The organism is Mucilaginibacter lappiensis, from assembly GCF_900155965.1.
GTDB classification, from domain to species: Bacteria; Bacteroidota; Bacteroidia; order Sphingobacteriales; family Sphingobacteriaceae; genus Mucilaginibacter; species Mucilaginibacter lappiensis.
Window position 1 is genome coordinate 17,367 of the sequence record NZ_FTMG01000027.1, and the last position, 23,859, is coordinate 41,225.

Consider the following 23,859-nt stretch of genomic DNA (forward strand, 5'->3'; position numbering starts at 1 on the left):
ATAATAAAGCCTAGCTGCACCTATCTGTAATAAAATCGATGAGATGTTTTTCAAGCAGTTCTGTATTAAATTCAGAATCCTTCGCATTATCAGACACCGTAATTTCATCGTCGGTAACCGTGATGGTCAATGCGGTACCCTCAATCACTTCCGGGAACAGCACATTGATCACGTCATAAACATGTGCGAAATCAGTACTGAGATTGGAATCTAATTTATAATTGATATAGTCGGTAAAATCCTTTTTTAAATGGATATAAAGTGTTTCGGCACTAATGGCCAATACGTTTTTAATGATGGTCATATATGTTCTTTTTAAGTTATAATTCTGCTATTAATGGAGTCGGACTTTCACTACAGAGATCTAGGTTTTTAATGGTCTGATCAGCAATTTCCTGAAGAGCTTCCTTAGTCAGATAAGCCTGGTGAGGGGTTATGAGGACATTTTTGCTGTTCATTAATTTTTGAAGCAAGGGGTCTTTATAGGTATCGTTTTCATGATCTTCATAATAGAGGTCCTTTTCAAATTCATAGACATCCAGCCCTAAATAACCCAGCTTGCCTTTTTCCAAAGCGGTGATCGCATCAATCGTTTTGATAATGGCTCCCCTGGAAGTATTGATCAGCATTACGCCGTCTTTCATTTGGTAAAGTGTGGTTTTGTTGATCAGGTGCCTGCTTGACGCTGATAAAGGAAGATGTAAGGATATAACATCGGCTTCGGCAAACAGCTGTTCCAATGTCACCGATCCGATCTCCGGAGCATTTTCCGGAAAGACCGGATCAAAAGCAATCACCTTGCAGCCCATACCGTTATAAATCCTGGCAACCGCCAGGCCCGTATGGCCCAAACCGACCAAACCCACCGTTTTACCAGAGAAATTGAAACCGATCAGGTTGTCATTCCTGAAATCAAACTGATGGCTGTCGCGGTCGGCTTCAACCAGGTGACGGCTTAAAGCGAGGGCCAGGGCCACCGCATGTTCAGCTATCGCCTGGGGAGAATAGGATGGCACATTAGACCACTTGATTCCATGCTGTGCAGCCGCTGCTTTATCGATCTGGTCCGTACCGGTAGAACGCGTAATAATATATTTAATGCCGAATAAGGCTAATTTGTCTATAACTTTAGCCGAAACATCGTCATTCGTAACGACGATCACGGCTTCTTTACCTGCCGCGTAAAAGGCGGTATCCAGGCTAAGGGCATTCGATATTAAAGTAATATCGTGCCTTTTCTGATTGGCAATTGCCAGGTACTCTTTTTCAAAGGGTTTGATACTATAAGCTACCACTTTCATTGGTGATGTAATTATTAAGACCAAAATTACTGCTAATGCATCGGGTAAAGAATGAGCGGGGTCAGCAATAAAAATGATACTGGTCAGTTTTCCGACCAATCAAAAATGCTATGTCTTTATTTTTAGAAAGCTTGCATTAACGGCAACCACGATGGTGCTCAGGGTCATCAGCGCCGCGCCCGCTGCCGGGCTCAGTAAGATGCCCTGGTTGTAAAGAACACCTGCCGCCAGGGGCAGTGCTACAACATTGTAGCCGGTAGCCCAAACCAGGTTCTGGACCATTTTCTTATATGTTGCCTTACCAAAACTGATCAGGCTAACCACGTCATTCGGATTGCTGTTCACCAGGACGATTCCAGCCGTTTCAGCAGCGATATCACTTCCCGAACCCACTGCAATACCGATGTCGGCCTGTGCAAGCGCGGGCGCATCATTGACACCATCTCCCGTCATCGCTACAAACTCTCCCTTTTGCTGGAGTTCTTTAATTTTTTCCAGTTTCTGACCGGGTAGCACTTCGGCTATAAAACTATCCATATTTAAAGTTTTGCTTACACTTGCCGCCACCTTACTGTTATCTCCCGTCAGCAATATAGCCTTTATATTTTCCTGTTTTAAAGCTTTGATGGCTGCTGCCGATTCCGGTCTTATGCGGTCCGATAATGAGATATATCCGGAAAGCTGATTGTTTATCATCACAAATACGACTGTTTCCGTATCATTGGCATTAAACCCATCGGGAAGCGCTATTTTATTTACTTTCAAATACCCCGGACTGACCACCAGGATCATTTTACCATTTACGGTACCCTGAACACCCTGACCGGTAATGGCTTTAAAGTTGACTATGGAAGGAACAGCCAGCTTTAGTTCCTTTACCTTTTGCAGGATTCCTGTGGCAATTGGATGTTCCGAATTTTGCTCCAGGGCAGCTGTTATGGTCAGAAGATCATTTTCCTTCAATGCCTTGTTAAGCGAAATGATGGCTGATACTTCGAACTTTCCGATGGTCAGCGTTCCTGTTTTATCAAAAACTACGGTGGTTATCTTTCTTGAATTTTCAAATGCCGACCGGTTCTTGATCAGCAGGCCATGTTTAGCGGATAACGCTGTTGATTTGGCGACGACGAGCGGAACAGCCAGACCCAGTGCGTGGGGGCAGCAGATCACAATAACGGTCACCATTCTTTCCATAGCGAAGGCCAGGGACTGCCCGGTCAGATACCAATATAAGAATGTGGAGATCCCGGTGACAAGCGCGATGATGGTTAACCATTTCGCTGCAGTATCCGCCAGCAGCTGAGTCTGCGATTTGGACTGCTGCGCGTCATTAACCAGCTTGATAACCTGCGATAGGTAAGAATCCTTGGCAGCATTGGAAACCCTGACTTTAAAAGAACCATTACCGTTTATGGAACCGGCGATCACCTTATCACCGGCAGCTTTTTTTACCGGCTTTGCTTCACCTGTGAGCATGCTCTCATTCAGATAGCTTTCTCCTTCAGCGACAATTCCGTCGGCTGCGACTTTTTCACCCGGCTTAATTAGTATAATATCACTTTTTTTAAGCGTATCCGTTTTTACGTCCCTTATGTTGTTTCCGACTACCAGATGGGCGTCGTCGGGCATTAGGGCCACCAGTAACTCCAGCTCCCTTGATGCACCGGCTACGGATTTCATTTCAATCCAGTGCCCTAAAAGCATAATCAGGATCAGGGTATCCAGTTCCCAGAAAAAATCCATCCCTTTCAGGCCAAATACAATAGCTACGCTGTAACTATAGGCAACGGTGATGGCAAAACCGATCAGGAACATCATGCCTGGAGTTCTTGCTTTTACTTCATCAAGCAACCCTGTTAAAAAGGGCCATCCCCCATAAACAAAAACGACAGAGGAAAGCGCAAATAAAATATAGGCCGAGCCCGTAAATTGCCAGTGCAGACCTAAAAACTGCTGTATCATTCCCGACAGCAGCATGATAGGAACGGTCAGAAAAAGCACCACATAAAACCGCTTCTTAAAGTCCGCGATCATCATTGCGTGGTGATCTGTGCCAGGATGGTTCATTAACATGATTTAGTTTTTCATTTTGACCAGGCTTTCCAGGTTCACAACTGTAATAGCGCTGCCTTTTTTCTCAATCAAACCTTCATCCTTAAAATCAGATAAAGTACGACTGACGGTTTCCGTGGCCATGCCGGTCATAGCAGCGAGGTCCTCACGTGTGATTTTAAAGCTTCCCCCGGCGTCACTCTGCTGGCTTTGCAACCGGACCATGGCATCTGCCATTTTTTTCCGTACAGAATTATAGGCCATTTGTAAGAGATGTTCTTCCTTTTCTTTGATGTCTTTAGCCAGTAACTTTATAAATTCCCTTGCCACATCAGGATACTGGTTCATGAGCTGCTCCAATGACTCCTTTGGAATCTGGCAAACACTGCTGTCTTCAAGAGCCGTGGCAGTGTCGGAATGAGGTTCATTTAGTAACATGGAATTAATGCCCATATAATCATCTGCCGCGTAAATACCGGTCATGAGTTCACGCCCGTCTGCTGCGAGTTTGATGCTTTTTGCTTTTCCACTGATCAGTAAATACAGGCCGGCCCCTTTATCGCCTTCATAATAGATGACCTGACCCTTTTTGAATTGCCTCGTCCGGCGTTCCTGTATGATTTTTTTTAATTCTGCAAGGCCATCCCTATTTGAAATAAGGGTGCCCAAACGGTCCAAAGATTTACTGTAAAATTCCTGCTGGGCTTCCTTTTTTTTAAGCCTGGTTTCAATGGCGTTTAGAAGCTCCATGTCATCAAAGGGCTTGGTCAGATAGTCATCTGCGCCCATCTCCATTCCCTTTCGGTGATCGAGTCTTTCCGCCCTTGCCGTCAGGAAAATAAATGGAATATTTGTGGTATCCGGGTTTTTATTCAGCATATACAATACCCCATAGCCATCTAATTCCGGCATCATGATATCACAGAGTATAATATCGGGTTTATGCTTCATGGCGAGCTCAACACCGGTCTTGCCGTTTTGAGCCTCATACACGGTATAGTTTGCCAACTGCAGTATTTCAAAAATATTCTCGCGGATATCATTATTGTCTTCAATGATCAGCACTGTTTTGCTCATGATAATGGAAATGAAATAGTAAATAATGTTCCCTGGTTGATAACGCTCTTGAAATCGACTATGCCGTTCATCAGTCCGGCATAGCGCGTTACAATATTTAATCCAAGGCCCGTGCCCGGAATAGTTCCGGTGTTATGCGCCCTGAAAAATGCTTCAAACAAGTGTTTCTGATCAGCTTCCGGGATACCAATACCGTTGTCTTTAACGGTGATGATACAATGGTGCTGGTTGATTTCCGTTGTGAAATCAATAAACGTATTCTCACCGGAATATTTGATCGCGTTGGTGATGAGATTATTGATGCAATTTTTCAGCAGTTTCTCATCCAGATTGACGGTGCTTTTAGTGCCGGTATGCTGGTAGATGATATTTTGGTTTTGCTTGGCCATCACCTGCATTTCTTCCGCGATTTCCTCTGAAAACTTAACCAGGTCAAAATCGTTGTAGCTGACTTCTTCTTTGCCGGCTTCTAATTTCTCCAAAGAGAGAAAGTCATTCAGGATGACGGTCAGGCTGCTCACCGCCTGCTTTATTTTATTTACATGCTTACTAACATTAGGGCTTGCCAGGGGTTGAGCATACTTTTCAATCAGGGAGGCCGAAAGTTTTACCGAAGTGAGTGGTGTTCGGAACTCGTGGGAAGCCATGGAAACAAAACGGCTTTTCAACTGCCCCAGTTCCTTTTCCTTTTCCAGAGACAGGCTGAGGTCCTCCTTGGCATTTTCTAAAGCTTTAACGGTTTCCTTCAAAGACATGGTTCGTTCTTCCACCAGCTCTTCCAGGTGTGATGCATATTCCTTTAACCGTCTCTCGGCTTCTTTTTCCTTACTAAGGTCATGAATAAACCCGGTGTAGATTTTTCGGCCTGCAAACTGCACCTCGCTTAACGCTAACCGAAACGGAAATATACTGCCGTCTTTTCGCAGGCCAACCACCTCACGGCCAATCCCTATGATACTCGCTTTGCCCGTTTGCCGATGGCGAAAAATATAATCATCATGCGCATCTTTGTCAGGCTGCGGCATCAGCATAGAAATGTTATTGCCGATCACTTCATCCGACTGGTAATCAAAAAGCGTACAGGCGGCAGGATTTATCAGTTCAATTATACCATTCTCATCGATTGTGATGATGCCATCAATGGCATTTTGGATAATGGCGATTAACAGCGCAGTGTTTTCCATAAGTGATCATGACCTGATGTGATCACATTTAACAAATATCATCATAAACTATTGTACATTATATGATTAAGTTCAGCTTAAAAAGTGATCTGCGTCATTTTTTTAATGAATGGCAGTCAGGGAAGATGACTTACACCTTGTTTTTATAATTAGTGACCATTATCATTTTTTACTATGCCGGCAGTCATTTTATAGCACTCGCTTCCTCCGTAGGTTTGTTTAAACTCTTTTAACATATGCAGACAGCAGCCGAAGGTCACCGATCAAAGAAGTATATCCTAAGTATTAACTGCGGATCTTCCAGCCTGAAATTCAGCCTGTATCATGCGCTTTCCACGAATCTGGAATGGGCCGGGTCAATTACCCGTATCGGTGAGGCTAAAGCGCACCTGGAGATTAGGGATTATTCCCATTACCTGCTGGAGCATCATGACAAGCACTATAAAAATTTCAACTCGGCAGTTACAGAAGTAATCGCATGGCTTAAAGATAAACAGGAGAAATATCCCCTGATGGCTATCGGCCATCGCATTGTACAGGGCGGCCCCAAACACTTTGAGCCGGTAATCATAACCGATGAGCTGGTGAAGACACTCGATGAAATGGTTTACCTGGCTCCGAATCATTTACCGGAAGAAATAGCAACCATCAAAACTTTTCAGGCTGCGTGGCCGGATGTCAGACAGGTAGCCTGCTTCGACACCTGTTTTCACCATGGTATGCCGTCCTATGTTAAAGATTACCCCCTGCCCGTAACCTATAAGAAAATGGGGCTGATGAAATATGGTTTTCACGGCTTATCCTATGAATTTATTATGCAGGAACTGGCTAAGCAGTTTTCGCCTGTTGCCGAGCAAAAAATAATTATTGCCCATTTAGGAAATGGCGCCAGCATGGCGGCTGTTAAAAATGGTTTCGGCGTGGAGACCACTATGGGGCTTAGCCCGCTTGGAGGCCTGGTCATGGGTACCCGGTCAGGTGATCTTGATCCCGGTGTGATCCTATTCCTGCTGAAACAGGCGAAGCTGACACCTGATGAGCTGGATGGACTGCTGAGCACGAAGTCCGGGTTAAAGGCAATTGCCGGTATAAGCGACATCCGGGAGCTATTACAGGCAGAACCCGAACATCCTTTGGCCAAAGAAGCACTAACGATGTTCTGTTATACGGCCACTAAATACATCGGGGCGCTTGCCGCAGCGATGGGCGGACTGGACATGCTGGTATTTACAGGTGGCATCGGCGAAAATTCCGCTATTATCCGTGAGCGGATCTGTCATGAACTGGGTTTTATGGGGATTGAGCTCGATAAGTCGAAAAATAAAAAAAACGAATTAATTATATCAAAATCTACAGGCAAGGTGTCCGTTAGGGTGATTAAGACCAATGAGGAATTAATGATCGCACGGCTGGTTTGCAGTGTCTTTAACTACGCTATTAAACAATAAACCATGGAAACAGAATTGATCAATGAGGTGAAAACTTTATCACACGAATTGCTGCAGAAAATAAATGCTTACTGGCGTGCTGCCAACTATATTTCAGTCGGCCAGCTTTATCTGCGTAACAACCCATTGCTGAAAGAGCCGCTGAAACTGGAGGATGTAAAACATATGCTCCTTGGTCATTGGGGCACCACCCCCGGTCAGAATTTTATATACACGCACTTAAACAGGGTTATCAAGGTGTATGATCTGAACATGCTCTATGTTTCCGGCCCCGGTCATGGTGGTCCGGCAGTTGTGGGCAGCACTTATCTGGAAGGCACTTATACCGAGGTTTATCCGAATATTACCCAGGACGAAGAGGGGCTGAAAAGATTGTTTACTCAATTCTCTTACCCCGGCGGTATTTCCAGTCACGCCTCACCCCAAACACCAGGTTCTATTCATGAAGGCGGGGAACTGGGTTATTCACTGAGCCACTCATTTGGCGCGGTTATGGATAATCCCGATCTGATTGTTGCCTGCGTGGTGGGTGATGGCGAAGCGGAAACCGGCCCTTTGGCCACCGCCTGGCATTCTAATAAATTTCTTAACCCGATCACTGATGGTGCAGTGCTGCCTATCCTGCATTTAAACGGTTATAAAATTTCCAACCCGACTGTTTTGGCGAGAATAACCCATGAAGAACTGGAACAGTTGTTTCACGGCTATGGCTGGATACCGTATTTTGTAGAAGGCGACGAGCCCGAAGCGATGCATCAGGCCATGGCCGCTGCGCTGGATAAAGTTATCGCACAAATCCACCAGATCAAAAGCGATGCCCTTGCTAAAGAAGATACCGCCCGCCCGCGCTGGCCGATGATCGTTTTAAAATCACCCAAAGGCTGGACAGGCCCAAAAGAAGTGGACGGCTATAAAATAGAAGGAAATTTTCGCGCGCACCAGATACCGCTTGCAGTTTCCGCAGCCACACCACCGGAGCATTTGCAAATGCTGGAAGACTGGATGAAAAGTTACAAACCGGAAGAACTTTTTGATCAAACAGGAAGACTCAAAGCGGAACTTCAGGAACTGGCACCCAAAGGAGATCGCCGCATGGGTGCTAACCCGCATACCAACGGCGGACAATTATTAAAAGACCTGCGCTTACCGGATTTTCGCAATTATGCAGTAACGGTAACGGCGCCCGGAACTGATGGTGAAGGCGACACCTATACCTGTGGAAGATTTCTAAAAGATGTCATCAAAGAAAACCAGGAAAAGCGAAATTTCAGGCTTTTCGGACCGGATGAAACGGTATCCAACCGGCTGGACCTGGTATTTGAAGCGACGAACAGGCAATGGATCGCACCGGTTGTTAAATCAGATGATTTTTTAGCTCCGGAAGGCAGCGTGATGGAAATGCTCAGTGAGCACCAGTGTGAAGGCTGGCTGGAAGGTTATTTGCTGACAGGCAGGCATGGCCTGTTTAACTGCTATGAAGCATTTATACATATCATCGATTCGATGTTTAATCAGCATGCCAAATGGCTGAAGGCAAGTTTGGAACTGCCATGGCGACGTAAGATTGCATCCCTTAATATTTTACTGACCTCGACGGTATGGCGGCAGGACCACAACGGGTTTACCCACCAGGACCCGGGCTTCATCGATCATGTGGTCAACAAGAAAGCGACGATTGTAAGGGTCTACTTACCGCCTGATGCGAATTGTTTATTGTCGGTGATGGATCATTGCCTGCGCAGCTATCATTATGTGAATGTTATTGTTGCGGGAAAACACCCGGCACCGCAGTGGCTGAACATGGATGAAGCGATAGAACATTGTACCAAAGGGATAGGCATATTTAATTTCGCCAGCAACGACCAGGAAGCCGAACCCGATGTGGTAATGGCCTGCTGCGGCGATGTTCCAACGCTGGAGATTTTGGCAGCCGTTAATATTTTACATGAACATTTACCGGAGTTAAAAATCAGGGTGGTTAACGTAGTAGATCTTTTTAAATTGGAAAAGAATACCGAGCACACCCATGGATTGAGTGACCCGGATTATAATGCTTTATTTACCACCGACAAGCCGGTCATTTTTGCTTTTCATGGTTATCCGTGGCTGGTGCACCGTTTAACTTATAACCGCGCCAATAATGTCAATATGCATGTCCGTGGTTATAAGGAAGAAGGAACCATTACTACGTCATTTGATATGACTGTATTAAATGAGATGGACAGGTTTCACCTCGTCATGGACGTGATTGACCGTTTGCCGCAGACCGGCACCAAAGGTGTATATCTGAAACAGCTGCTGCAGGATAAACTCATTGAACATAAGCATTATATCGGTGCGCACGGTAAGGATATGCCCGAGATACTGAACTGGAAATGGGATGCGATTAAAGGTGATAATGTTGTTAAATAAACAGTGCAGCCATGTAATTAATTTCACTCTGTATGAATATTCAAACTGATCCTCACCCAAATTTCTGGACCTACACTAAAGCTGATGCTTTATCAAAGTTGGCAACTGCTGAAGTCGGTCTCAGCCATCAGGAAGCGGCTAAAAGATTAAAGGCTTACGGCACCAATACCATTAACCCGGCTACAGGAAATAAGGGTATCCTTTTATTTCTATCCCAGTTTAAAAGCCCTATAACTATTATGCTGGCCCTGGCACAGTGCGGTGGAATTTAAACGGTACCTGCACCGGTTCATCCATGAATTTGTACGCATCAATACGCTGGCAGGCGTTGACCGTACGCCCTATAACCAGTTTGATTCTCTGGCCAACCATTGATCAAATGGCTTACCGAAAATGGCGTCAACTTTAAACTGGGATACAGAGTAACGGATCTGAATTTTAAAGATTCCGGAGATACTATGTTCGTTGACCGGATACAGTATGTTAAAGATGAAATCCATCAGCAGATACAACTCAAGGAAGATGACTTGGTACTCGTCACCATCGGATCGATGACCGCAGATTCCAGCCTCGGATCGATGCATTCCGCGCCAAAACTGATCACCGATAAAAAAGACGGAAGCTGGAAATTATGGGAAAACATTGCGAAAGTGAGCCCTGAATTCGGAAGGCCTTTTGTGTTTGACAGCCGGGTCGGCGAATCCAAGTGGGAGTCCTTTACGGTTACCTTCCAGGGAGATACATTTTTCAGCCTGATGGAACAGTTTTCCGGCAATGCTGCGGGAACGGGTGGACTGGTTACCTTCAAAGATTCCAACTGGTTAATGTCTGTTGTATTAGCTTATCAGCCCAATTTTATAGATCAACCTGAAAATATAACCGTTTTTTGGGCTATGGATTGTTTCCGGATAACAAGGGGAACTTCGTCCATAAAAAATGGCTGATTGTACCGGCGAAGAGATCATGACGGAATTGCTGTCCCATTTGAAATTCGATTCAGCAAGGGAGCAAATCTTAAAAGAATGCATTTGTATTCCGTGCATGCTGCCCTATATCACCAGTCAGTTTTTGACGCGTGAGCCCGGTGACCGCCCGCAGATTGTACCCGAAATCACCTCCAATCTTGCTTTTATCGGACAGTTTGCCGAGGTTCCCGATGACGTGATATTTACGGTTGAATATTCCGTAAGGACGGCACAGACCGCAGTTTATAAACTGCTGAACATTGACAAGGAGCCAACCCCTATGTATCATGGTGACCATCATCCGGGTGTTTTATTCGATGCAATGAAGACCATGCTCCGGTAGTGGCGCGGCGCCACTTTCAGACACGCATGAATGTTAAATAATTATATCATGAGAGAAACAGATGCAATTGTAGCGGAGGTCAGGGAAGCCCTGACTGCAAAACAGGAAGAAATAAATAAGGCAGGGGATGCCGCGATAGCCTATGTAAAAGAGGCCTTTAAGAAGCGTCAAAAAGAGTTCGTTCATTTTGAGCGGAATGCTGCTGGGTTAACTTGTACTGCTTCACAAAAGCCCTCTGTTATTGATAGCTATAAAAAAGATGCCGAAGTTTTACTGGGCGAGATCAGCAGAATTCTGGTTTAATACAATTTACACGCCCCCTAGTCATAAACTCACTCATTGGTGACGGCCATCATTTCCTGAAATGATGGCCGTCATTTTCTTTGCGGCCCTTTGCGTGCACCTTTGTTAGGAAATTAATCACCTCTTTATAATGAAAAACAATCAGGAATTAGCAAAGGACGTAGCAGCAGCCATAAAATGGGAACCTATCATGAGCGGCACAGACATCCATGTTACTGCCATAGACGGTGTAGTAACCCTTACCGGTTTTGTCGATGGTAACCTTAAAAAATATAAGGCAGAAGATGTCGCTAAGTCCATCGTTGGCGTAAAAGCCGTTGTAGAACATATACAGCTCAAGTTTGCAAATGACGATGAAAAAAGTGATGATGCGATAGCGCTTGAAATTATCAAAGCGTTGAAGGCGGACGTTCAGGTACCGCATGACCGGATCAAAATCAGGGTGGAGAACGGCTGGGTAACACTGGAAGGTGAGCTGCCCTGGAATTTTGAGAAACAGGCCGCCGCCGCCGCGATCAGACCCATAGAAGGCATTAAAGTGTTCACGAACAGCATCCGGATACAGCCCGATAGCCCGGATGAAATTGAACAGGAGGCTATTCTGCGCGCACTCAGGCGCAGTTCGGCCATGGACGATCAGGATATCCATGTCTACGTGACCGAAAATAACGTAACACTGAACGGCGTGGTCAATTCCTACTTCCAAAAGGATGAGGCGGAAAGAATTACCTGGAACGCCCCCGGTGTAAGAACTGTAAAAAACGAATTATCAATTGATTTAAAGAACTGACCGTCATGACCATATTCATGCAAATCCTCTGGCTCTTTTTGCTGGCTATCCCTATAGCGTGTATTGCTTGGACGGTTACCCATGAGGAAGTATTCCGGGAACCGAGGGAATACTGCATCAGACGCAGCAAGGAAGGTAAAACACTATTAGAGCGAAAGTTTTTTTACCTGTTTACCTGTGAATACTGCTTCAGTCATTACGTAACGATTATCTTTTTGTGCTTAACCCGCTATAAGCTATTGATGAATAACTGGATAGGTTACCTGATTGCCGGCTTTGCGCTGGTTTATGTGGCAAATGCCTACATGAGTTTGTTCGGGCTGATCCGTCAAGATATTGTCAGGGAGAAAACTGAAATAAAAGCAATGGAGATCACTTCAGAGAAAGCAAAAACCCAGGCTCCATGAAAAAATCAAAGAATGATGAACCTGATATCGCCCTATTTACCATGCGTGCTATGGTTATGGAAGTTCCCGGCCAGCCTTTAATAGAGAAAACATTGCCATTGCCTGTTCCATCGGATAAACAGGTGCTGGTGAAGATCATCGCCTGCGGGGTTTGCCGCACGGATCTGCACATTATGGACAGTGAACTGGATCAGCCTAAACTGCCGCTTATCCCCGGTCATGAAATCGTTGGAACGGTAGTTAAACTGGGTAATGAGGTTACGAAACTAAAAACAGGGGATCTGGTTGGCATACCGTGGCTCGGTTTTACCTGCGGTCATTGCAGGTACTGCAAAAGGGACCAGGAGAACCTTTGTGAAAATGCGCTGTTCACAGGCTACACGATGGATGGCGGTTACGCAGAATATACGGTAGCTTTCGAGGATTTTTGTTTTTCACTTCCCCCTATATATGGCAATCCTTCCGGTGCACCCCTGCTTTGCGCGGGACTGATCGGGTATCGTTCTTACTCGATGGCCGGCCCAAATGCGGAAAAGATCGGTCTTTACGGCTTCGGTGCCGCGGCGCATATACTGATACAGGTTGCGCTGCACCAGAGTAAGGAAATATACGCTTTTACAAAAGATGGTGACCTGGATGCGCAGAAATTTGCCAAAGAATTAGGTGCGACCTGGGCGGGAGATTCAACAGCCCCTGCTCCCGGATTGCTTGACGCTTCCATCATTTTTGCACCGGCCGGTTCGCTGGTTCCCAAGGCGCTCAAAGATCTGGACAAAGGCGGAAGTGTGATCTGCGGAGGAATTCATATGAGTGATATCCCGTCGTTCCCTTACCCGCTTTTGTGGGAGGAAAGAGTTCTTCGTTCCGTAGCCAATCTTACACGAAAGGACGGCCGGGATTTTCTTGAACTGGCAGCCCTGGTTCCAGTAAAAACCGAAACGAAATTATTCCCCCTTGACCAGGCTAACGAGGCATTGGCGGCTGTAAGGAATGGGGAGGTACGGGGAGCAGTAGTCTTAGTGATGTAAACATTTTTCATGAAAAAATACTTTCAGTTTTTTCTTCCCTATAAAAAGGCGCTGATCCTGGCCCCCCTGCTGGTGATCATTGATGTTATTTGTGAAATTGTGCAGCCGGATCTGATGTCCAAAATCGTCGATAATGGCGTTGGCCATAAAGACATGGCCTACATTCTTCAGGTAGGTGGCATCATGGTAGCTTTATCGGTTATCGCCATCGGTGCCAATGTGGGTAATATTTATTACTCTTCCCATGCGTCGGTTGGCTTCGCCGCAGAACTCCGCAAAGGCATGTTCGGTAAAATACAGGAATTTTCATTTGCCAACCTGGACAAGTTCAGTTCAGCGTCTCTTACGACACGACTCACTAACGATGTGAATATTGTACAGGAAGTGATCATGATGTCCCTGCGCTTATTGATCCGCGCACCGCTGATGCTGCTTTTTGCCGTTGTGATCGCCATCAGCATCAACGCCGGACTGGCAATCGTGATAGCAGTAGCCATACCGGTGCTGGCCATTTGCATGTATGTTATTTTGCGCAAAGGCTTCCCTTACTTCGAGCGTATGCAGAAGAAGCTGGATAAGGTGAATGCCGTTGTCCAGGAAAACCTGGTGAATATCCGCGTGGTCAAGTCATTTGTGAGAGAGGATTTTGAAAAGAAAAAATTCGGTCATACCAATAATGAACTGCGGGAAATGGCGGTAAAAGCCTCCGGCATGGTTGTTTTGATCTTACCGGTCATGCAGCTGGTCATGAATATATCTATCGTTGCCATCGTTTGGTTTGGCGGCAATGCCATCATTTCAGGGTCGTTCCAGGTCGGGCAGCTGATGTCGTTCATCACCTATATCACCCAGATACTGATGTCCCTGATGATGCTCTCCATGACCATTATGACGTTTTCAAGGGCAGAGGCCTCTTCAGACCGTATCCTGGAAATATTAAACACCAGCGTGGACATCGTTGATTCAGCAGCAGCGAAAGAAAAGAATTTACAGGTTAAACAGGGTAAGGTGGAATTTAAAGATGTTTATTTTAAATACCATCCCAAGGGGGATGAATTTGTGCTGAAAAACATTAACCTCGTCGTTAACGCGGGTGAAACGGTTGCCATCATCGGCGCAACCGGCTCTTCCAAAAGTACGCTGGTTCAGCTGATCCCAAGGCTTTACGATGTAACGAGCGGCCATGTACTGATAGACGGGATCGATGTCAGGGATTATACGCTCCCCAACCTGCGGAAAAACCTTAAGCTGGTATTGCAGCAAAATGAATTGTTTTCCGGCACCATAAAACAAAACCTGAAATGGGGTAACCAGCAGGCGTCAGATGAGGAGATCATCAGCGCTGCAAAAGATGCACAGGCGCACGATTTCATCATGTCTTTTCCTGAACAGTACGAAACGCTTTTAGGACAAAGCGGTGTCAATGTATCCGGCGGACAAAAACAGCGGCTGTGCATTGCGCGGGCCATTTTAAGAAAACCGGCCATCTTAATTTTGGACGACAGTACCAGTGCGGTAGATACCGCGACGGAAGCCAGGATTAGGGCATCTTTCAGCCAGCATTTGAAAGGCACCACCACTTTTATCATTGCCCAGCGGATCAGTTCCATACAGGGGGCAGATAGGATCATTTTATTGGATGACGGTGCTATTATCAGTTTCGGCTCACATAATGAGCTGATCAAAACCAGCCCGGTTTACCAGGAGATCTATAATTCTCAACAAATCAAAACTGATGACAATGAATGAACAGACTCCAATCAATAACACCCGAACCGCACCTGCCGGACTTCCCAGTAGACGGGGACATATTTCTGTGGAAAAACCGAAGAATGCAAAACGGGTCATTCTTCGGCTCTGGAAATACCTGAGCAGGCAGAAAATGCTGCTGCTTTTAATCCTTGCCCTACTGCTGATTAACATCGCAACTACGCTGCTTGGGTCATACTTTTTGCGGCCGATTATTAATCAATACATCATACCCCGTAATGTACCCGGCCTGATCCGGATGATCTTCGTGCTGCTCGGTATCTATATTGTCGGCGCAGCCGCCGGTATCTGGTTAAACCGCTTAATGATCGTTGTAGCGCAAAAGACCATCAACATTTTACGCGCAGATCTTTTCAGTAAACTGCAGTCGCTGCCGCTGAAGTTTTTTGACAGTAATAATCATGGCGATCTGATGAGCCGTTTTACCAATGATGTCGATAACGTCAGTGATTCTTTGAATACCAGTGTGCTGCAGTTATTTACCAGCACCATCACCTTATTGGGGATCATGGCGCTGATGATCTATATCAGCCCGCTGCTTACGCTGGTTACGCTCATCATTGTGCCGCTGATGCTCTGGATAGCCTCCGCCATTATCAAAAAAAGTAAAGGCTACTTTACTACCCAGCAAAATGCACTGGGAGCCGTTGACGGATATGTAGAGGAAATTATCACGGGCCAGAAAGTGGTTAAGGTCTTTTGCTATGAAGACAGCGCTGCAATGGAATTTGAAAAACTCAATTACGACCTAAGGGATAAAGCAACCCAGGCGCAGTTATATTCCGGAGTTATGCAGCCCATCATCCAGAACCTGAACACGATCAATTTCGCGCTTACTGCAACTGTGGGCGGTCTGCTGGCTATTTTTAGGGGACTCGACCTTGGCGGCCTTGCCGCTTTCCTGCAATATTCCCGACAATTTGGTCGCCCGGTCAATGAGATTTCCAGCCAGTATAACAGTTTACAGGCGGCCTTGGCAGGGGCAGAACGTATATTTCAGATCATGGATGAGGTCCCCGAAGTAGCCGACACTGCCGGTGCGGTCCGATTAATCAATATCAAAGGCGATGTTGAATTTAAGGCCGTCACCTTCGGTTATGATGCCGGTAAAGTTGTCCTTAAAAACATCAATATTCAGGCAAAGGTGGGTCAGAAGATCGCTTTAGTCGGATCAACCGGAGCCGGTAAAACGACCATTATGAACCTCCTGCCGCGCTTCTACGATATCCAGTCAGGGGTGATATCTATTGACGGTATAGATATAAAAAATGTACAAAGAAATAGTTTAAGGGAAACGCTCGCCATTGTTTTACAGGACACGCATCTCTTTACAGCAACGGTCATGGAAAATATCCGTTACGGGCGTTTGGCGGCCACCGATCAGGATGTTATAGCAGCAGCGGTACTTGCCGGTGCCGATTCCTTTATTCAGCGACTGCCAAACGGGTATCATACCCTCCTGCATAATGATGGTGGCAACCTGAGTCAGGGGCAGCGGCAGCTGCTCAACATTGCCCGTTCAACCGTTGCCCGGCCTTCCATTTTGATCCTGGATGAAGCCACAAGTTCCATTGACACGCGAACAGAACAGATCATACAAAAAGGGATGGATCAGCTGATGAAGAACAGGACCAGCTTTGTCATTGCTCACCGTTTGTCCACCGTACGCAACGCGGATGAAATCCTCGTGCTTGAAAATGGTGAGATCATTGAACGGGGCAGCCACCAGGTATTAATCGCAAAAAAAGGCAGGTATTTCCAATTGTACACCGGTCAGTTTGATTAGGCGCTGCTATCGCTCTATTGTCTGCTGTTCCGTTACAACTATCATCTTATTTCTCCTGCTATTCCTGTTTGATCTCAATCATTTTCAAATATGATGGGTGTCATTTCCTCCCCCGACTAATAGCCGCAAGTTTGTACCAATCAAAATGGTCTGATTATAAACCATTAAAAGAAAAAGAAACCATGAAAAGGAATGAAGAATTGCAAAAAGATGTACAGGATGCCATCAAATGGGAACCTCTATTAAACGCCGCTGAAATTGGTGTTATTGCTAAAGACGGCGTGATCACGCTTACAGGAACCGTTGACAGCTACGCCAAAAAGTCGGAAGCAGAAAAGGCAGCCAAAAGCGTAAACGGCGTTAAAGCTGTGGTAGAAGAAATTGAGATCAGGTTCGGTAGTTATGGTAAAAAAACAGACGCCGAAATTGCAGAAGATATCTTAAGTGCTTTTGCAGCAAACTGGGAAGTTCCTGATGATAAACTAAAGGTTAAAGTGGAAGACGGCTGGGTTACCATTGAGGGTGAACTGAAGTGGAATTTCCAGAAAGATGCCGCTAAAAAATCAGTTAATAACCTTGTTGGTGTAATTGGCGTGATCAACAATATCACGATTAAACCGGAGAGCCATGATGAAGTGGAAAGAAAAGGGATTGAGCGTGCGCTTGAGCGCAACTGGTCCATAGGTGATCAGGACATCCAGGTTAAAGTTTCCGGCAGTAAAGTGACGCTGAACGGTACCGTTCATTCATTTTACGAAAAGGACGAAGCCGACCGGATTGCCTGGAACGCACCGGGTGTTTGTATCGTAGATAACGAACTGGTTATCGAATACGCAGATTAATATTTCTACAAACAGAAGGAGGATATCCTTCTCCTGTTTGTATTTTTTTAAGTCACCAAAACTCGCAATTGATACCAAATCATTTAATCAAACTATCCTACGATGAATACACAGCAAATAGAGTCTTTCAGCGTTCTGAAAATGAAAAGCCTGGATCAGATTGCTCCCGAAGCAATCAACGGTGCATTAATACAAGCGGAAGCAAGGCTTGAAATCTGGCAAAAGAAAAGCTATTATGAAAGAGTAGCCATGTTAGCCAGGGTAGCGGATCAGATGTCCGATAAAACGGGTCAGTTGTCTCTGTTAATTGCTTTGGAAATAGACAAATTACTGGCCCAAAGCCACGAAGAAATTACCCTGATGTAAGCCTCGGCGCTATAAATAATTATTCACTTCACAAAAAAACAATCATGATGTATTATAATAATTACTGGGGCATGGACCTCATCTGGTGGTGTGCATGGATAGTCATGCTGCTTTGGATATTTGCTGTTCCCTATAATATTCCCGGACAGCGCAACAGGAAAGACTCCCCGCTGGATGTCTTGCTCAAACGATTCGCCGCCGGTGAGATCGGCAAGGAAGAATATGCTGAGCGAAAAAAGATCATTGAGATCGAAATGATCAGAGAAAGTTGAGCCATACATATGATTGTCTTAAAAATTTAACCTTGCCATGCCCGAACCACAATTCCATCCTGAAAAGAAAACTGTCATCAAAAACGATTTCAAGGAATGTAAGGCCAAGCTGCTTTTCGACCAAAAGGCGGGAGCATTGAAGAACCGGATACTATTACTGGAAAAGGAAAATGCTGAATTCATCCGGCTCTTAAAGAATGAAAAGGAACTTAACCTGGAAAAAGCGGAATCTCTTTCCACTATATCCCATGACTGCCGTTCGCCCTTAACCGGCATCCAATTGTCAGTCTCATTAATTGAGCGTTATTATGACCGGTTGGACAGGCAGAAATTATTTGGTCATTTAGGTAAAATAAAACTTGCGGTAGTCGAACTGACCGGCAGGCTAGATGAACTGATCAAAGTTTAAAGGCAGTAACAAGGCTGTCATATTGATTTCAATCACCTTTGAAAGTGACCGGCATCATTTCCCGGGTTAGGTTTATTAGGCAGATTTGTACAGGTAATTCAGGTGTAAAAGACGCTTGTAATCCATTATCAACAACCAATTATGAGTATTCAAACCATTAATCCATTTAACAATAAGGTTGTTAAATCATTTGAAGAAATGACACCGGCTGTCATAAACGCTGCGATAGCACAGGCGGAAAATACATTTGAAACCTGGCGCAAACGCCCGTTTTCCGGTAAGGCTGAGATATTGCACCGTGTAGCGCAGATTATGCGTGAAAGATCAGACCAGCTTTCGGCATTAATTACCTTAGAGATGGGGAAATTGTATGTGCAGAGTGAAGGTGAAATCGCATTAAGCGCAGATATCATCGATTATTATGCAACCAACGGCGAAAAGTTTTTAGCGGACGAAAAATTGAATCCCGAATACGGAGAAGCATACATCAAAAAAAGCCCTATTGGTGTGTTGCTCGGTGTGGAACCCTGGAACTTTCCGTTCTACCAGGTTGCGCGTTTTGCTGCGCCCAATATCATGATCGGTAATGTGGTACTGGTTAAACATGCCTCAAATGTACCGCAGTGTGCCCAGGCCATTGAAGATATATTTTTAGAAGCGGGTGCCCCAAAGGGATTGTACACTAACCTGTTTATTTCAGGAGGCAATGTTTCGGCCTATATATCCGACGAGCGTATCAAAGGTGTTTCTCTTACAGGCAGCGAACTGGCGGGTGTAAGCCTTGCAGCCGCAGCAGGAAAAGCGTTAAAGAAATCTGTATTGGAACTGGGAGGCAGTGATGCTTTCATCGTTTTAGAAGATGCAGACATCGATCAGGCAGTCGCCTGGGCAGTAATAGGTCGTATGAATAATACCGGTCAGTGCTGTGTTGCAGCGAAAAGGTTTATCGTGGTTGATGCGGTGGCGGACGAGTTTCTGACTAAATTCAAGGCAAAATTGACTGGTTTAAAAGTTGGTGACCCGATGGACAGCGATACCCAGCTTGGACCATTGAGCAGCGAGGGTGCAGCGGTACAGCTTGCCGACCAGGTACAGCGTTCTGTTGATGCCGGTGCTAAGCTTATCCTTGGTGGCAAACGCATTGACCGCGCCGGTGCATTTATCGAGGCCACTATATTAACTGATATCAAGCCGGGAATGGCAGCTTATCATGAAGAGTTGTTTGGCCCGGTAGCTTCCTTTTATCGGGTTAAGGATGAAGCGGAAGCCATAAAACTGGCAAACGATTCACCTTTTGGTTTGGGCGGTTCTGTTTTTACCGCTGATAAAAAAAGGGGAGAAGATGTGGCTGCGCTGATAGATACCGGAATGGTGTTTATCAATCATCCTACCTGGACACAGCCGGATCTGCCCTTTGGCGGAACAAAACGTTCAGGTTATGGCCGTGAGCTATCCAGACTCGGCGTTGAAGAGTTTGTCAATAAAAAACTGATCAGGTTCAGCGAATACGCAGACCCTTTTTAGCGCAATCCCGGGAACACCTGCGTAAAATGGGTGTTCCCGGTTTTATAAAAAACATAAAAATCCGCCAGGAGCCATGAACAAACACACAGCTAAGGAAAGCGCCGCACGATATGTGTTACAGAAAGTCCAGCCGGCGCTTCTTGGACTAATGGATGGTTCGGTATCCACGCTGGCACCTTTATTTGCAGCCGTAGGCTTGACCAACCAGACTCATAAAGCATTTTTTGTAGGACTGGCAGCCGCGATAGGAGCCGGTATCAGTATGGGACTTGCCGAAGCCTTATCTGACGATGGTGCTGTGACCAGACGCGGGAACCCGGTTTACCGGGGAATGATCACCGGGTTTGCTACGGCAATCGGCGGTATGCTGCATACCCTGCCGTTCCTGATCAAAGATTTGAACAGGGCACTGCATTTGGCCTACCTGGTAGTTATCATAGAGTTGGTCTGCATTGCCATGATCCGGTACAAGTTTATGAAGTCGCCGCTCTGGTCAACTATTCTGCAGGTGATTGTCGGTGGAGGGATTGTCTTTCTTTTAGGCATATGGCTAGGTAAACTGGGCGTATCGGATTAACACAATTTCATCTGTTCTGATTTACTGGTAACTCATCGGGCATATCCAGTCTTGCTGCTCCGATTCGGTTATCAGTCATTCCGTAATAAATATCAAAACGATCCGGGGTTCCCAGATCATTGCGCTGGTCAATGCCGGTCGGAAAAACCACATCAGCAATAATTCCGACTTTTTCTGCCGCAAGTTCCGGTGACAGCACCGGCTTAGGTGACCTGTAGAGGATTTTGGCAGGGTCGTCTTTGTCCAGAATCATTACGCCTGCCGAATATACCAGCTGATGCGGGTTTAAGGGATTGTCAACAATTTGACCTACGCCATGATACAATAACAGCCAGCCATGCTTGGTTAAAACAGGTGGCGTCCCGGCCCCTATTTTCAATTTTTCCCAGGGTAGTTCAGGAAGTGCAAGCGGACTATTTGAAGCAAATCTGGGCAGCTGATCTTTATTATAACCTGTTTTGTTCAAATGACTGTAGGATATCCAGATACATTCATGGTGATCCCGTATTCTGCGGTCTTTGGGATCAAGTATAATTTCTTCGGGTGCCGTTCCGGGGAAGAGCGGCCTGTGCAGCATGACCATGGAGTTATGCCCATGAGGGCTTAGCAGTTCCCTGGGAAATATACAGGCGTCCTTATTATTGACATGGTTAAATTCAATTTGTTTAAAAGGTGCGAATTTGGCAAGCCCTAACCGTTCCCATTTCAACAGGTCCTTTGATATCGCCAGTGCGATACGCGGGCCTTCGGATGAAAAGGCCGTGTAAGTCATAATATACCGCTTTAGCGGCTCAACAAAGCTGATCCTGGGATCTTCGCATCCACCTCCTGTCGGGTTCTTTTCATAATCAACTTCCGGTTCAAGCGCTATTCCCAAACGCTCGACACCGACAGGATCGCCTGTATCGTTAAAAAGGACTTTTGCGATACCGATGCGTGAATAATTGCCTTTAGCCACAACTCTTGGAAATAAGTATAGTGTTCCGTCCGGACTTCTTGCAGTCGCAGGATTCAGCACACCCTCGGCTTCCATTTCATTACCCGGCTCCGGTTCCATCACCACTCCCAGCCTATGTAATTTTAGTGTAGTCATGTTTTGTTGAAATTCATACTGTTGAAAAAGTCAAACGGCAGTTATTGACTAACACAATTAAGTGCGAATAGTTATAAGGATATCGTAATAGCCATGTTTTTCAACATAATTCCGGTTCGCCGAAAGTCACAGGCTAGATTCAGTGATCGTTTTATCTTTCTTGGCTTTGAGTTTTTTTGCTGAGCGGTAACCTGCAATATTGAACGATTTGGTTCATCAATAAGGTAGATCGTGCTGAAGTTGGCAATGTCTTCGTTGATATTATGAAAGTTTTTACCAGCGAACTTTGTAAAAATGCGACCAAAAGGCATTCCAAATTGGAGGCCTTATCGCTCATATTCAATCTACTCCGCTGGATAGAAGAGCGTAATTGATAATCAATCAATTCTTGAATCCGGCCCAATAAGGAAGGGCATCTCACCTACTGGTATTAAAATATATAAAAAACTCAAATTACCAATAAATTGGATATTCCGTGATGCTTGACCAGATGATTCCGTACGCAATAAAGCACTTAGTTGTGTAACAGATGGAATTAAATTAAGAGTAGAGATCAATAAACTATCATGGTCAAAATGTAGCAGAATTACCTATACCATATTTTAAGAACTGGCTGATCAACAGTCCCAGAATGCCCATCGTGAGTTCTTAATTCAACGAATACTTCTTTGGCTTCACGCCAATATGTGTTTCAAACAGTCTTGAAAAATGACTGAGGTTCGAAAAACCTAAACGATAACCGACTTCCGACACTGACAAACATTCTTCCTTGATCAGATAAGCCGCTTCCTTCATTCTAAAACTTTGATAATAACTGTAAATGCTGTTTCCAAAAATCTGTTTAAATAATCGCTTTAATTTGGATTCACTCATACCTGAAAGCTTTACAAACTCTGCAAATATTGGCGGTGTGTCAATGTTTGAAAGAAATTTATCCTTTACCTCATACAACTTCTTCACATCGGCCGCATTCAGCATTTGCCAGGTAGCTTCCTGCCTTTTCAGCAACGCCGCAAATAATAAATAGATCAGTTATTCAGCTTTTATTTGTAATAAAAATCCTGTAATTCTTCTGCGGGATCTGCCTTGATAATTTCAGCCGCCACTTCCTGTATTTTTGGCGAAATTATTTCTTCAAATAAAAGGGGCTGGTCGCCCGAAGTTATCATTTGCAACACCCTATTTTCCTTTGTCGATTTCAGCGATTCCTTTAAATAGTCAGCATGCACTGTAATCACTATTGAATTAACTTTTGTGTTGGCCGGAAGCTGCTCATAATTAAGTCCGGTAGTGACAACCTGCACCGAAGGGAGTAAATTTCTGCTGACCGATGGTTGCAGTTTCCTATTTTTTAAATCATCTTTTGATTGATAGATGCTGATAAACGCCTTATCCTTCCGCTTTCCCTTCGTCTTAGACCGATTATATTCCATCCGGCCATTCCTCACCACGTACTCCAATTTGAAAAGATCTACGGCGTTGATGCCGCACATATAGAAAGAGAGCATAAACAAGTCCCTGGCCATTTCTGCCCGGCTGCCTTTTCTTACCTTACAATCACGAATCAGCTTAACCTGCTCAATCTCAATGTTGCGCTTCCTGGTCTGTGGCGGCTCAATGATCCTGAATTCTTTAAAGGGGTTATAAGTGATCAAGGTTATGCCCAAAGACGGTTTATTGTAGTAGGACATCGCCGCAGAAAACAACCCTCTAAAGTCCCGGAGATAGTTATGCACGCCAGCATCTGATACTCCTTTAGCTTCGATGGTATAAGTTTTACCGAACTGATTCTTCCTTTCCATTTTTCGATCGCCCTCAAGTACCGCTCATAGGCATAGAGCGTCCTCACCGTAATTTCTTCCACCGGCACTGCCTTTCGCTTAAAAAAAATCCTCCAGACTATTCTTTAC

Annotated in this window: 25 protein-coding genes and 1 pseudogene; 17 read left to right on the forward strand and 9 right to left on the reverse strand. The window is 45.2% G+C overall.

Features of this window, described 5'->3' with window-relative positions; all coding sequences use genetic code 11:
- Positions 1-10: 10 nt before the first annotated feature.
- The 5 genes from BW976_RS28165 to BW976_RS28185 form a co-directional block, all read right to left on the reverse strand.
- Positions 11-304, reverse strand: coding sequence for a hypothetical protein (locus BW976_RS28165; RefSeq protein WP_076378919.1), 294 nt, complete (start codon positions 302-304; stop codon positions 11-13).
- 16 nt (positions 305-320) lie between these two features.
- Positions 321-1,301 (reverse strand): 2-hydroxyacid dehydrogenase, encoded by a 981-nt coding sequence (locus BW976_RS28170; RefSeq protein WP_076378921.1) that lies wholly within the window; start codon positions 1,299-1,301, stop codon positions 321-323.
- Between the two features lie 108 nt (positions 1,302-1,409).
- Positions 1,410-3,368: a copper-translocating P-type ATPase gene (locus tag BW976_RS28175; RefSeq protein WP_245834800.1), complete on the reverse strand. Its 1,959-nt coding sequence runs from the start codon at positions 3,366-3,368 to the stop codon at positions 1,410-1,412.
- Positions 3,369-3,377: 9 nt separating this feature from the next.
- Positions 3,378-4,430 carry a response regulator gene (locus BW976_RS28180; protein ID WP_076378924.1) on the reverse strand — a complete coding sequence of 351 codons (1,053 nt, stop codon included), beginning with the start codon at positions 4,428-4,430 and terminating at the stop codon, positions 3,378-3,380.
- Positions 4,427-5,614, reverse strand: a complete 1,188-nt coding sequence (locus BW976_RS28185) for a PAS domain-containing sensor histidine kinase (protein ID WP_076378926.1) — start codon at positions 5,612-5,614, stop codon at positions 4,427-4,429. The genes BW976_RS28180 and BW976_RS28185 overlap by 4 nt, the downstream gene beginning before the upstream one ends.
- Positions 5,615-5,850: 236 nt before the next feature.
- On the opposite strand from BW976_RS28185, the gene BW976_RS28190 reads away from it, so the two are divergent.
- The 17 genes and pseudogenes from BW976_RS28190 (at position 5,851) to BW976_RS28275 (ending at position 20,856) form a co-directional block, all read left to right on the forward strand.
- A complete protein-coding gene (locus tag BW976_RS28190) occupies positions 5,851-7,062 on the forward strand; it encodes an acetate/propionate family kinase (protein ID WP_076378928.1) in 1,212 nt (403 codons plus the stop codon).
- A gap of 3 nt (positions 7,063-7,065) precedes the next feature.
- Positions 7,066-9,474, forward strand: a complete 2,409-nt coding sequence (locus tag BW976_RS28195) for a phosphoketolase family protein (RefSeq protein ID WP_076378930.1) — start codon at positions 7,066-7,068, stop codon at positions 9,472-9,474.
- Between the two features lie 32 nt (positions 9,475-9,506).
- A complete protein-coding gene (locus BW976_RS28200) occupies positions 9,507-9,746 on the forward strand; it encodes a cation-transporting P-type ATPase (RefSeq protein ID WP_076378932.1) in 240 nt (79 codons plus the stop codon).
- Positions 9,736-10,418, forward strand: a pseudogene (locus BW976_RS29870) (oleate hydratase). Before BW976_RS28200 ends, BW976_RS29870 begins: the two are co-directional and overlap by 11 nt.
- Positions 10,411-10,782, forward strand: a complete 372-nt coding sequence (locus BW976_RS29930; RefSeq protein ID WP_076378936.1) for an oleate hydratase — start codon at positions 10,411-10,413, stop codon at positions 10,780-10,782. Before BW976_RS29870 ends, BW976_RS29930 begins: the two are co-directional and overlap by 8 nt.
- Before the next feature lie 48 nt (positions 10,783-10,830).
- Positions 10,831-11,085 carry a hypothetical protein gene (locus BW976_RS28220; protein ID WP_076378938.1) on the forward strand — a complete coding sequence of 85 codons (255 nt, stop codon included), beginning with the start codon at positions 10,831-10,833 and terminating at the stop codon, positions 11,083-11,085.
- A gap of 130 nt (positions 11,086-11,215) precedes the next feature.
- The gene (locus tag BW976_RS28225) at positions 11,216-11,875 is read left to right on the forward strand and encodes a BON domain-containing protein (RefSeq protein WP_076378940.1); all 660 of its coding nucleotides are present in this window, start codon (positions 11,216-11,218) and stop codon (positions 11,873-11,875) included.
- Positions 11,876-11,880: 5 nt separating this feature from the next.
- Positions 11,881-12,282, forward strand: a complete 402-nt coding sequence (locus BW976_RS28230; protein ID WP_076378942.1) for a hypothetical protein — start codon at positions 11,881-11,883, stop codon at positions 12,280-12,282.
- On the forward strand, positions 12,279-13,310 hold the full coding sequence (locus BW976_RS28235) for a zinc-dependent alcohol dehydrogenase family protein (protein ID WP_217696309.1): 1,032 nt from the start codon (positions 12,279-12,281) through the stop codon (positions 13,308-13,310). The genes BW976_RS28230 and BW976_RS28235 overlap by 4 nt, the downstream gene beginning before the upstream one ends.
- A 9-nt stretch (positions 13,311-13,319) precedes the next feature.
- Positions 13,320-15,059 (forward strand): ABC transporter ATP-binding protein, encoded by a 1,740-nt coding sequence (locus BW976_RS28240; RefSeq protein ID WP_076378944.1) that lies wholly within the window; start codon positions 13,320-13,322, stop codon positions 15,057-15,059.
- Entirely contained in the window at positions 15,052-16,866 is a 1,815-nt protein-coding gene (locus BW976_RS28245) for an ABC transporter ATP-binding protein (protein WP_084192386.1), read from the forward strand. Before BW976_RS28240 ends, BW976_RS28245 begins: the two co-directional genes overlap by 8 nt.
- A 182-nt stretch (positions 16,867-17,048) precedes the next feature.
- Positions 17,049-17,708, forward strand: a complete 660-nt coding sequence (locus BW976_RS28250) for a BON domain-containing protein (RefSeq protein WP_076378946.1) — start codon at positions 17,049-17,051, stop codon at positions 17,706-17,708.
- Between the two features lie 102 nt (positions 17,709-17,810).
- Entirely contained in the window at positions 17,811-18,074 is a 264-nt protein-coding gene (locus BW976_RS28255) for an aldehyde dehydrogenase family protein (protein ID WP_076378948.1), read from the forward strand.
- A 44-nt stretch (positions 18,075-18,118) separates the two neighbouring features.
- Positions 18,119-18,346, forward strand: coding sequence for an SHOCT domain-containing protein (locus BW976_RS28260; RefSeq protein WP_076378950.1), 228 nt, complete (start codon positions 18,119-18,121; stop codon positions 18,344-18,346).
- Between the two features lie 37 nt (positions 18,347-18,383).
- Complete coding sequence (locus BW976_RS28265) at positions 18,384-18,755, forward strand: histidine kinase (protein WP_076378952.1); 372 nt, start codon at positions 18,384-18,386, stop codon at positions 18,753-18,755.
- A 141-nt stretch (positions 18,756-18,896) separates the two neighbouring features.
- On the forward strand, positions 18,897-20,279 hold the full coding sequence (locus BW976_RS28270; protein WP_076378954.1) for an NAD-dependent succinate-semialdehyde dehydrogenase: 1,383 nt from the start codon (positions 18,897-18,899) through the stop codon (positions 20,277-20,279).
- Positions 20,280-20,352: 73 nt separating this feature from the next.
- Positions 20,353-20,856, forward strand: coding sequence for a VIT1/CCC1 transporter family protein (locus BW976_RS28275; RefSeq protein ID WP_076378956.1), 504 nt, complete (start codon positions 20,353-20,355; stop codon positions 20,854-20,856).
- 7 nt (positions 20,857-20,863) lie between these two features.
- On the opposite strand, the gene BW976_RS28280 is transcribed toward BW976_RS28275, so the two are convergent.
- The 4 genes from BW976_RS28280 to BW976_RS29650 all read right to left on the reverse strand — a co-directional run bounded on the left by BW976_RS28280 (position 20,864) and on the right by BW976_RS29650 (position 23,751).
- Complete coding sequence (locus BW976_RS28280; protein WP_076378958.1) at positions 20,864-21,949, reverse strand: glycoside hydrolase family 130 protein; 1,086 nt, start codon at positions 21,947-21,949, stop codon at positions 20,864-20,866.
- A gap of 71 nt (positions 21,950-22,020) precedes the next feature.
- Positions 22,021-22,260, reverse strand: coding sequence for an SMEK domain-containing protein (locus BW976_RS30120; RefSeq protein ID WP_076378960.1), 240 nt, complete (start codon positions 22,258-22,260; stop codon positions 22,021-22,023).
- 337 nt (positions 22,261-22,597) lie between these two features.
- A complete protein-coding gene (locus tag BW976_RS29645; protein ID WP_076378962.1) occupies positions 22,598-22,957 on the reverse strand; it encodes a helix-turn-helix domain-containing protein in 360 nt (119 codons plus the stop codon).
- Between the two features lie 35 nt (positions 22,958-22,992).
- On the reverse strand, positions 22,993-23,751 hold the full coding sequence (locus tag BW976_RS29650; protein WP_076378964.1) for a hypothetical protein: 759 nt from the start codon (positions 23,749-23,751) through the stop codon (positions 22,993-22,995).
- Between the last annotated feature and the right edge of the window lie 108 nt (positions 23,752-23,859).